Source organism: Piscicoccus intestinalis NBRC 104926 (assembly GCF_001515525.1).
Lineage (GTDB): Bacteria > Actinomycetota > Actinomycetes > Actinomycetales > Dermatophilaceae > Kineosphaera > Kineosphaera intestinalis.
Genome location: NZ_BCNQ01000172.1, coordinates 1 through 9,065 on the forward strand (window position 1 = coordinate 1; position 9,065 = coordinate 9,065).

Below are 9,065 nucleotides of genomic sequence, written 5' to 3' on the forward strand. Positions count from 1 at the left end.
GCACGACCGCGTCGCCCGGCTGCGCGCCGGCCTCCCAGAGCCGGTCGGCGAGCACGTCGGCGAGGATCGGGTGCGGCCCGAGCGGCCCGGAGGCGGCGGCGTTGGGGTGCGGCGCGATGGCCCCGCGCACATCGACCTCCACGTGGTACCCCAGGCTCAGCAGCAGCGGCACGACCGCCACCCGGCGGCCGGTGCGTGCGTGCCGGGTCACGACGTCGCCGACGTGCGGGGCCTGCACGTCGATGTAGGCGATGTCGACGTCGACCCCGGGGAGCCGGTCCGCCACCGCCGCGCGGATCGCGAGGCTGGTGGCCCGCCCGGCCTTGTCGCGGGTCCCGTGCGCGACAAGGACGAGGTCGGTGGGGGAGCCGGTGCCCGGACGCAGACCCTCCAGCTGCCCGAGGTCGGGGTACGCCTTGCCGGCGCGGCGTGACGAGCGAGTCATGACACTCCCTTCTCGGGGTCGACAGGCGGGGTCACGGGGGCGGAACGGGGGCTACTGCGGCGACACGTCGAGGCGATAGCCCCGTTTGATGACGGTCTGCACGATGCCGCGCAGGCCCGGGGCCTCGCGCAACCGGGCGACGGCCATCTCGGCGGTGTGCGGGTTGGTGCTGCCGCCGGGCAGCTCGGCGAGGATCGCGGCGCGGCTCACCACCGACCCCTCGGCCTGCGCGAGCAGCCGCAGCACGGTCAGGCTCGCGGGCGTCAGCGGCAGCGGGCTGCCGTCGAGGTGGGCGGCGCGCGCCCGCACGACGAGCGTGCCCGCCGGGGTCGTCACGCGCGCCGCGGCCCGCGTCGACAGGGCCTTGACGAGTTCGCGCACGAGGGCCCCGAGGCGAAACCGGTCGGGCACGAGCGGGTCGATGCCCGCCTCCCGAAGCGGCCCCGCGGTGACCGGGCCCACGGTCGCGGCGAGCACGTCGCCGGACGGCCCGCACGCGGCGACGACCTCGGCGAGGCGCCCGCGGGCGCGGGCCTGCGCGAGGAACTCCGCGGCCATCGGCGCCGAGGTGAACACGACCGCCTCGACCTCGCGGTCGGCGACGAGGGCGACGCCGCGGGCCACCGCCTCGGGGTCGGGGCTGGGGCCCACGCGGTAGACGACGACGGGGCTGACCCGGGCGCCCCCGCGCTCGAACAGTCCGTCGAGGCCGTCGTCGCCGGAGCCGTGGTGCTGCACCGCCACGTGGAGCCCGTCGACGCCCTGATCCGTGAGGTACTCGCCGACCTCGGCCGCCTGCTCCGACTCCGCGGTCCATTCGGCGGTGAGCCCGGCCTGCTGGATCGCGCCCTTGGCCTTCGGGCCGCGCGCGAGGATCCGGGTGCCGCCGAGGGCGGCGAGCAGGTCGCGGGCGAGGCCCGCCGCGTCCGCCGCCTCGATCCAGCCGCGGAAGCCGATGCCGGTCGTCACGACGAGCACGTCGGGCGGGTCGGCGATGAGTGCCTGGGTCGCGGCGAGCAGCCGTTCGTCGTCGGCGTGGGGGATCGTCGAGAGCACGGGCGCATGGATGATCGTGGCCCCGCGCCGCTCGAGCGCCGACCCGAGCTCCGCGGCCCGGCGCTGCGAGGTGAGCAGCACCCGAAGGCCTCCGAGCTGATCACGCATGTGTCGCCTACCCTGTCGTCGCGGTCGCCGGGGAGTGTGCCCCGGCGCTGTCGTGCCCGGCGCGCGGCGACGTGGCGACGAGCACCCGGCCGTCGCGCACGAGCACCTCCCAGGTTGGCAGCACGACCGCGGGGTCGCTCAGGCAGGCCCCGGTGCGGACGTCGTACGCCTGCTTGTACATCGGAGACTGCAGGGTCGGCACGTCCTGCCCGTCGACCGTCGCCGAGCCGACGATGCCGCGCGACATGACGTTGGCGTCGCTGAACGGGTCGTGCTGCGCCAGCGCGTACACGCTGTCGTCGAGCAGCCGCACGAGCGCGATCTGCACGCCGCCGACGAGCGCGGCCGCGGCCCGCTCGGGCAGCAGATCGCTCACGGCGCAGACGTCCTCGAAGTCGGCCATGACGTCGTCCACGGGCTTCTCCATCGTCCAGGGGGCGTCGGGGGCGGCTGGGGCTGCCGGGGCTGCCGGGGCTGCCGGGGCGTCGGGGGCGGAGACGGTGAGATGCGCGGCGCTCACGAGCGCACCTCGATCCGGGTGCCGAGCGCGACCGGGCCTGCCGGCGCACCGGCTCCGGCGTCGTGCGTCGTGTCCATGGCGACGACCTCGATGTCCGACGCGGCGCGCTCGGCGGGCGTGGCCGGGCGCTTCTGGCCGCGCTCGGGCACGTACTTCAGGTCCGGGTCGGCCTGGGTGGGCGCGTTGACGAACGAGCGGAACCGGGCGAGCTTGTCGGGGTCTTCGAGCACGTCGCGCCACTCGTCGGAGTAGCCGGCGACGTGCGCGTCCATGGCGGCGTCGAGGTCGGCGCAGATGCCGAGGGCGTCGTCGAGGATGATCTCGCGCAGCCGCTCGATGCCGCCGTCGAGGTCGCCGAGCCAGGGGGCGGTGCGCTGCAGGCGGTCGGCGGTGCGGATGTAGTACATGAAGAACCGGTCGATCGCGCGGACCAGGGTGTCGTCGTCGAGGTCGTCGGCGAGCACGACGGCGTGCCGCGGCGTGAACCCGCCGTTGCCGCCGACGTAGAGGTTCCAGCCCTTCTCGGTGGCGATGACGCCGACGTCCTTGCCGCGGGCCTCGGCGCACTCGCGGGCGCAACCGGAGACCCCGACCTTGAGCTTGTGCGGTGCCCGCAGCCCGCGGTAGCGCAGCTCGAGCTTGACCGCCATGCCGACGCTGTCCTGCACGCCGTAGCGGCACCACGAGGAGCCGACGCACGACTTCACGGTGCGCAGCGACTTGCCGTAGGCGTGCCCGGACTCGAAGCCGGCGTCGACGAGCCGCTGCCAGATCTGCGGCAGCTGCTCCATGCGGGCGCCGAACAGGTCGATCCGCTGGCCGCCGGTGATCTTCGTGTACAGGCCGAAGTCGCGGGCGATCTCGCCGATGACGATGAGTCCCTCGGGGGTGATCTCGCCGCCGGGGATGCGCGGCACCACCGAGTACGTGCCGTCCTTCTGGATGTTCGCCAGCACGTGGTCGTTGGTGTCCTGCAGCGTGGCCTGCTCACCGGCGAGGATGTGCCCGGAACCGAGGCTCGCGAGGATCGAGGCGACGGTCGGCTTGCAGATGTCGCAGCCGCGCCCGCGCCCGTGCCGGGCGATGATCTCGCTGAAGCTGCGCTCGCCGGTGACCCGCACGATGTCGAACAGCTCGGCGCGCGGCATGTCGAAGTGTTCGCACAACGCCCGGGAGACCGTGAGCCCCGACTTGGCCATCTCGGCGGAGAACAGCTTCTTGACCAGCGGCAGGCACGAGCCGCAGGAGGTGCCGGCCTTGGTGCACGCCTTGACCTCGCCGAGGTCGGTGCAGCCGCCCTCGCAGACGGCGTCGCGGATCGCACCGGCGGTGACGTTGTTGCAGGAGCAGACGGTCGCGTCGTCGGGCAGGTCACCGCCCGCGGCGGGGGCGGCGCCCTCGGGCAGCAGGTAGGCGGCCGGGTCGCCGCCGAGTTCGCGCCCGAGCATGGGGCGCAGCGAGGCGTAGGCGGAGGCGTCGCCGACGAGGATGCCGCCGCGCAGGGTGCGGGCGTCGTCGGAGAGCACGAGCTTCTTGTAGACGCCGGCGACGGGGTCGGCGTAGACGATCTCCAGGCTCCCATCGTCGGTGGCGAAGGCGTCACCGAAGCTGGCGACGTCGACGCCGAGGAGCTTGAGCTTGGTGGCGGTGTCGGCGCCGGGGAAGCTGGCCTGCCCGCCGAGGAGCCGGTCGACGACGATCTCGGCCATGGCGTTGCCGGGGGCGATGAGGCCCCACACGCGGCCCTGGATGCACGCGACCTCGCCGACCGCCCAGATGCTGGGGTCGCCGGTGCGGCAGGCGTCGTCGACGACGACGCCGCCGCGTTCGCCGACGGGCAGTTCGATGGCGCGGGCGAGTTCGTCGCGGGGGCGCACGCCGGTGGCGAGGACGACGACGTCGACGTCGATGCGGGAGTCGTCGCTGAACGTCATCGAGGAGACGCGGCCGCGGGTGCCGCCGATGCGCTTGGTGGCGGTGCCGGTGCGCACGTGCACGCCGAGGCCGCCGATGAGCCGGCTCAGCGCCTGCCCGCCGCCGTCGTCGACCTGGATCGGCATGAGCCGGGGCGCGAACTCGACGACGGTGGAGTCGACGCCCATGGCCTGCAGGGCGCCGGCGGCCTCGAGGCCGAGCAGACCGCCTCCGATGACGGCGCCGCGCAGGGGGCGGCCCAGCTCGGTGGACAGGTTCTGCACGTACCCCTTGAGGTGGGCGACGTCGTCGATCGTGCGGTAGACGAACACGCCGGTCAGGTCGTTGCCCTCGATCGGCGGCACGGCGGCGTTGGAGCCGGTGGCGAGCACGAGGTGGTCGTAGGCGATCGGCTCGCCGCGGGTCACGGAGACGGTCTTGCCCGCCCGGTCGATCGCGGTGGCGGCGACGCCGCGACGCAGGGTGACGCGGGGGTCGCGCCACAGGTCGGGGTCGCCGAGCTCGAGGTCGGTGGCGCTCTTGCCGCTGAAGTAGCTGGTCAGCGCCACGCGGTCGTACGGCGCTCGGGGCTCCTCGGCGAGCACGGTGACGCGCCAGGCGCCCTCGGCGTCGCGGGCCCGCAGGGCCTCGACGAGCCGCTGGGCGACCATGCCGCCACCGACGACGAGCAGATGGCGGGTCGCGTCGGTGGGGTTCTGCTCCTCGGCCGCTGGGGTGGGCTGGGCCATTGTCGATCCCTTTCGTCACATCGGCCCCGCGGATGGCGGGGCCGGGCGTGAGCTGCTGGATTGCGTTGAATCGACGGTAAAGATCGTGTGTTACACCAACTTCGGCGTTGTGTTTCCGCGGTGCTAACTGGCTCTCACGGGTGCGGGGCGGGCGGGCGTGAGATGAGCACGCGTCGGCGGGTGTGGGCGGTGCGGCGCGGGCCGACGACCGGGCCCGGGCGATCACTGCTGGAGCAACGGAATGAGCCCCTGGAGTCCGGCGATGACCATGCTCACGGCGATGGCGGCGAGGATCATGCCCATGAGGCGGGTCATGATTGTCTGCAACGTCTGAGACATGTGGTGCCCGATCGAGGGCGCGAACCACAGCACGACGGTGAGCAAGGCGAGCACGAGCAGCAGGGCGAGTCCGATCGCGGCGTAGCCACCGACTCCGTCGGCCTGGCCGGTGAACACGACGATGGCCGTGATCGTGCCAGGCCCGAGGATCATCGGGAAGGTCAGCGGGTAGAACGCGACGTCGCCGGTCTCGGCCTGCTGCTGCTGGTGCTGCCGCTCGTCCGGCGTGCCGCTGTGGGCGCTGCTACCACCGTTGAGCATGCCCAGGGCGATCATCATGAGGACGATCCCGCCGGCCACCCGGAAGTCGTTGACGGTGACGCCGAACAGCCCCAACAGCGTGGTGCCCGACACCATGATGACCACCGCCATGACCAGGCTGTAGATGGCCACCCGGATCGCGGTCGTGCGTTGGCGGGCAACGTCGTAGCCGGTGGTCAGCGACAGGAACAGCGGCAGCGCGACGAACGGATTCATGATCGCGAAGAAGCCGCCCAGGGCCTTGACCAGGAGTGCGGTGTCCATGGCCGCCATCCTGTCAGCGCCGCTGCACCGCCGGTCCGGGGTGTCGGACGACGTCGTTCGACCGACCGGCGAGCAACCGACGAGCGACCCCGAGCGGGGCGCGTCAGGAGCGCGCCATACCGTGAGGACACACGAGAACCGAGGGAGCCCATATGCGAGTCGCGCTGTTCGTGCCGTGCTACGCCGACGCACTGGAGCCGGAGACGGGGATCGCCACCCTGCAACTGCTGCGCCGCCTGGGCATCGACCCCGAGTACCCGATCGACCAGACGTGTTGCAGCCAGCCGATGGTCAACGCCGGCTTCGACGCGGAGTCGAAGGCGACGCAGGAGCACTTCGCGCGCACGTTCGCGGGCTACGACTACGTCGTGGCGCCGTCGAACAGCTGCGTGCGCAACGTGCGGCAGAACATGACGGCGTGCGAGCAGACCGACGAGGTGCGCCAGGTGCGCGGCAGCGTCGTCGAGCTCGTGGAATTCCTGCACGACGTGCTGAAGGTCGAGGAGTTCCCGTGGGCAGAGTTCGCACACAAAGTCAGCTACCACGACAGCTGTTCGTCGCTGCGGTTCCTGCGTTCATCCAGCATGAGCGAGCTGCGCGAGGAGCCGTACTCCAAGCCGCTTGCGCTGCTGCGCAAGGTCCGGGGTATCGAGATCGCGCAGCTCAAGCGGCCCGACGAGTGCTGCGGTTTCGGCGGCACCTTCTCGGTGCTCGAGCCGGCGACCTCGGTGAAGATGGGGCAGGACAAGGTCGCCGACCACGCCGCCTCCGGTGCCACGCACGTCGTGTCGGCCGACGGCTCCTGCACGATGCACCTGAAGGGGATCGCCCACCGCGGCGGCACGCCCTTGGAGTTCCGGCACATCGCCCAGGTCCTGAACGGAGAGCGCGGATGATCCTCAACCACCGACTTCAGCACGCCGAGGCCAACTCGCCGGAGGCCGTGCCGACGCACACGACCGACGAGCCGCAACCGCGCGGCGCGAAGGTGCACGGCGACCACCCGATCGACCACAACGAGGCGGCGCAGCGGTTCATCGCGGCCCCGCACCACGAGTCGACGCACGATGAGCGGCTCTGGGACCTGCGGGGCAAGCGCGACGGTCAGATGCACGGCATCCCCGAGTGGGAGGAGCTGCGCGAACACGCCTCGCGGATCAAGGAACACACGCTGGCGAACCTCGGCGACTACCTCGAGCAGTTCGAGCACGCGGCGCGGGGCAACGGGGTGCACGTGCACTGGGCGAAGGACGCCGACGAGCACAACCGCATCGTGCACTCGATCATGAGCGACCACGGCGCGAAGAGCCTCATCAAGAGCAAGTCGATGCTCACCGAGGAGTGCGGCTTCCGCGACTACATGGCCGGTGTCGGGATCGACATCGTCGAGACCGATCTGGGGGAGCGGATCCAGCAGCTCGACGACGAGCCGCCGAGCCACATTGTGGTGCCCGCGACGCACAAGTTGCGCACCGACGTGGCGGCCGTCTTCGCCAAGACCCTGGGCACCGACCCGGACAACTCCGACGTGCACTACCTCGCCGAGCAGCAGCGCGAGAAGACCCGGCCGCTGATTCTTCAGGCCGACGCGGGGATGACGGGCGCGAACTACGCGGTGGCCGAGAACGGCGCGGTCGTCGTGTGCACGAACGAAGGCAACGCCGACCTGTCGGCCAACGTGCCGCCGCTGCACATCGCCTCGATCGGCATCGAGAAGCTCATCCCTCGGGTCGCGGACCTCGGCGTGTTCATCCGGTTGCTGTCGCGCTCGGCGCTGGGGTCGCCGATCACGCAGTACACCTCGCACTTCCGGGCGCCTCGACCGGGCACCGAGATGCACTTCGTCATCGTCGACAACGGTCGCAGCGAGCGCCTCGGCGAGCAGGAGTTCTGGACGAGCCTGAAGTGCATCCGATGCAGCGCGTGCATGAACACGTGCCCGGTGTTCCGGCGCTCGGGCGGGCTGTCGTACGGGGCGACGTACGCGGGGCCGATCGGGTTGATCCTCGACCCGACGATCAACCGGCGCAAGTACTCGGCGCTGCCGTACGCCTCGACGCTCAACGCGTCGTGCACGAACGTATGCCCGGTGAAGATCAACATCCACGAACAGATCCTCGGCTGGCGCAAGGTGATGGCGGCACAGAAGCAGCCGAAGCTCGTCGAGCGGATCGGGATGAAAGCGGCCGGCGAGCTGCTGTCTCACCCGAAGGCGTACCGGGCGGCTGTGGCGAACGTGGACCGGGCGCTGCGGGTGCTGCCGCAGTTCGCGGTGAACATACCGCTCAACCCCTGGGCGACGCCGGGTCGGGACACGCCGACGGCGCCACGGGAGACGTTCCACGAGTGGTATCAGCGCACCGACGGGGGCAGGAGCGAAGAGTCGTGAGCACTCGCGAGGAGATCCTGGCAGCGGTGCGGGCCAACGAGCCCGCGAGCGACTACCCGCTGCCGGAGGTGACTGTCTACCCGCTGGACGAGGGCGGAGACCGTGTCGGCTATTTCGTCGCGCAGCTGAAGGGCATGGGCGGGAAGGTGCTCGACGTGCCCGGCGGTGACCTGCCGGAGGCGGTGCGCTCGGCGTTCCCGGACGCGAGCGTGATCGCCTCCGCGGCGCCGGAACTGGCGGGCACCCGCGACCTGCGGGCGGTCGAGCATCAGCGCGACCTGGCCGACGTCGACGTGGCGGTCGTGCGGGCGGTGCTCGCGGTGGGGGAGACGGGCTCGGTGCTGCTCGCGGACACCGACCTCATCGTCAACTCCGTGGCCTACCTGGCCCAGCACCTCGTCGTGCTCGTCGACCCGGCCGACATCGTGCCGGGGCTCCAGGACGCCTACCTGCGGCCGGAGTTCGGGCAGCACCACTACCTGGTGTTCCACTCCGGGCCGTCCGCGACCGCCGACATCGAGGGCGTGCTCATCCACGGCGCCCAGGGCGTGCGCTCGTTGCACGTCGCCTTCGTCCCCCAAGGCTGAGTTCGTCGTGCCGCGCTTGGTCGACGAGGGCTTGCGGCCGCAGGAGTTTCCCGGGGTGGTCTTCCGAGACGGACCCTCCCCTCGGGCCGTCGGGCCGCGCTGGCCGCTGGACCCGACGTGTGGGAGATCGTTGCGGCGCTGCGCGATTCGGACGAACGTGGGGAGGCCGCCATGGAGACCGTCGCAGCGGACTTGTCCCTGACGGTGGGCGCGACCCGGGTGGCGCTGGCGTACTACAGCGCGTACGCCGCTGAGATCGACGCCGAAGTCGCTGAAAACGAGCGCGTGAGCGAACTGTCCCACCGGTCGTGGGAGGCCCAGCAGCGGCACCTGACGTGAGGAGCCGCCCTCTTCGGCGCACGGAGAGGCTGGTGGCCGGCACCGCGGGCGATCAGAACGGTGGCTGTTCGGCGCCGAATGACTGCAGGGCTGT

At 71.7% G+C, this 9,065-nt stretch carries 9 protein-coding genes; 4 read left to right on the forward strand and 5 right to left on the reverse strand.

The annotated features are described in order from the left end of the window. From PINTE_RS18795 to PINTE_RS18815, 5 genes are all read right to left on the reverse strand, one after another. Positions 1–445: sirohydrochlorin chelatase (locus tag PINTE_RS18795; protein WP_169798576.1), on the reverse strand; the 445-nt coding region annotated here is incomplete at its 3' end. Positions 446–496: 51 nt separating this feature from the next. Continuing rightward, complete coding sequence (locus PINTE_RS18800) at positions 497–1,609, reverse strand: uroporphyrinogen-III synthase (protein ID WP_068433794.1); 1,113 nt, start codon at positions 1,607–1,609, stop codon at positions 497–499. Positions 1,610–1,616: 7 nt separating this feature from the next. Further along, positions 1,617–2,129, reverse strand: coding sequence for a nitrite reductase small subunit NirD (gene nirD / locus PINTE_RS18805; RefSeq protein ID WP_306304872.1), 513 nt, complete (start codon positions 2,127–2,129; stop codon positions 1,617–1,619). After that, positions 2,126–4,792, reverse strand: coding sequence for a nitrite reductase large subunit NirB (nirB, locus tag PINTE_RS18810; protein WP_068433796.1), 2,667 nt, complete (start codon positions 4,790–4,792; stop codon positions 2,126–2,128). Before nirB ends, nirD begins: the two co-directional genes overlap by 4 nt. A 222-nt stretch (positions 4,793–5,014) precedes the next feature. Then, positions 5,015–5,656 carry a MarC family protein gene (locus PINTE_RS18815; protein ID WP_068433798.1) on the reverse strand — a complete coding sequence of 214 codons (642 nt, stop codon included), beginning with the start codon at positions 5,654–5,656 and terminating at the stop codon, positions 5,015–5,017. A gap of 152 nt (positions 5,657–5,808) precedes the next feature. Here PINTE_RS18815 and PINTE_RS18820 point away from each other — a divergent pair, with 152 nt between their 5' ends. The 4 genes from PINTE_RS18820 (at position 5,809) to PINTE_RS18835 (ending at position 8,971) form a co-directional block, all read left to right on the forward strand. Beyond that, positions 5,809–6,552 carry a (Fe-S)-binding protein gene (locus tag PINTE_RS18820; RefSeq protein ID WP_068433799.1) on the forward strand — a complete coding sequence of 248 codons (744 nt, stop codon included), beginning with the start codon at positions 5,809–5,811 and terminating at the stop codon, positions 6,550–6,552. Then, positions 6,549–8,045, forward strand: a complete 1,497-nt coding sequence (locus PINTE_RS18825; RefSeq protein ID WP_068433800.1) for a lactate utilization protein B — start codon at positions 6,549–6,551, stop codon at positions 8,043–8,045. The genes PINTE_RS18820 and PINTE_RS18825 overlap by 4 nt, the downstream gene beginning before the upstream one ends. Continuing rightward, the gene (locus PINTE_RS18830) at positions 8,042–8,632 is read left to right on the forward strand and encodes a LutC/YkgG family protein (protein ID WP_068433801.1); all 591 of its coding nucleotides are present in this window, start codon (positions 8,042–8,044) and stop codon (positions 8,630–8,632) included. The genes PINTE_RS18825 and PINTE_RS18830 overlap by 4 nt, the downstream gene beginning before the upstream one ends. Before the next feature lie 171 nt (positions 8,633–8,803). Further along, positions 8,804–8,971, forward strand: a complete 168-nt coding sequence (locus PINTE_RS18835) for a hypothetical protein (RefSeq protein ID WP_157087372.1) — start codon at positions 8,804–8,806, stop codon at positions 8,969–8,971. The last annotated feature ends 94 nt before the right edge of the window (positions 8,972–9,065 follow it).

What these genes read in the sequence shown, in the direction of transcription:
- PINTE_RS18800 (WP_068433794.1), bottom strand. Translation starts at nt 1,609, where the DNA reads ATGCGTGATCAGCTCGGAGGCCTTCGGGTGCTGCTCACCTCGCAGCGC.
- nirB (WP_068433796.1), bottom strand. Translation starts at nt 4,792, where the DNA reads ATGGCCCAGCCCACCCCAGCGGCCGAGGAGCAGAACCCCACCGACGCG.
- PINTE_RS18815 (WP_068433798.1), bottom strand. Translation starts at nt 5,656, where the DNA reads ATGGACACCGCACTCCTGGTCAAGGCCCTGGGCGGCTTCTTCGCGATC.
- PINTE_RS18820 (WP_068433799.1), top strand. Translation starts at nt 5,809, where the DNA reads ATGCGAGTCGCGCTGTTCGTGCCGTGCTACGCCGACGCACTGGAGCCG.
- PINTE_RS18825 (WP_068433800.1), top strand. Translation starts at nt 6,549, where the DNA reads ATGATCCTCAACCACCGACTTCAGCACGCCGAGGCCAACTCGCCGGAG.
- PINTE_RS18835 (WP_157087372.1), top strand. Translation starts at nt 8,804, where the DNA reads ATGGAGACCGTCGCAGCGGACTTGTCCCTGACGGTGGGCGCGACCCGG.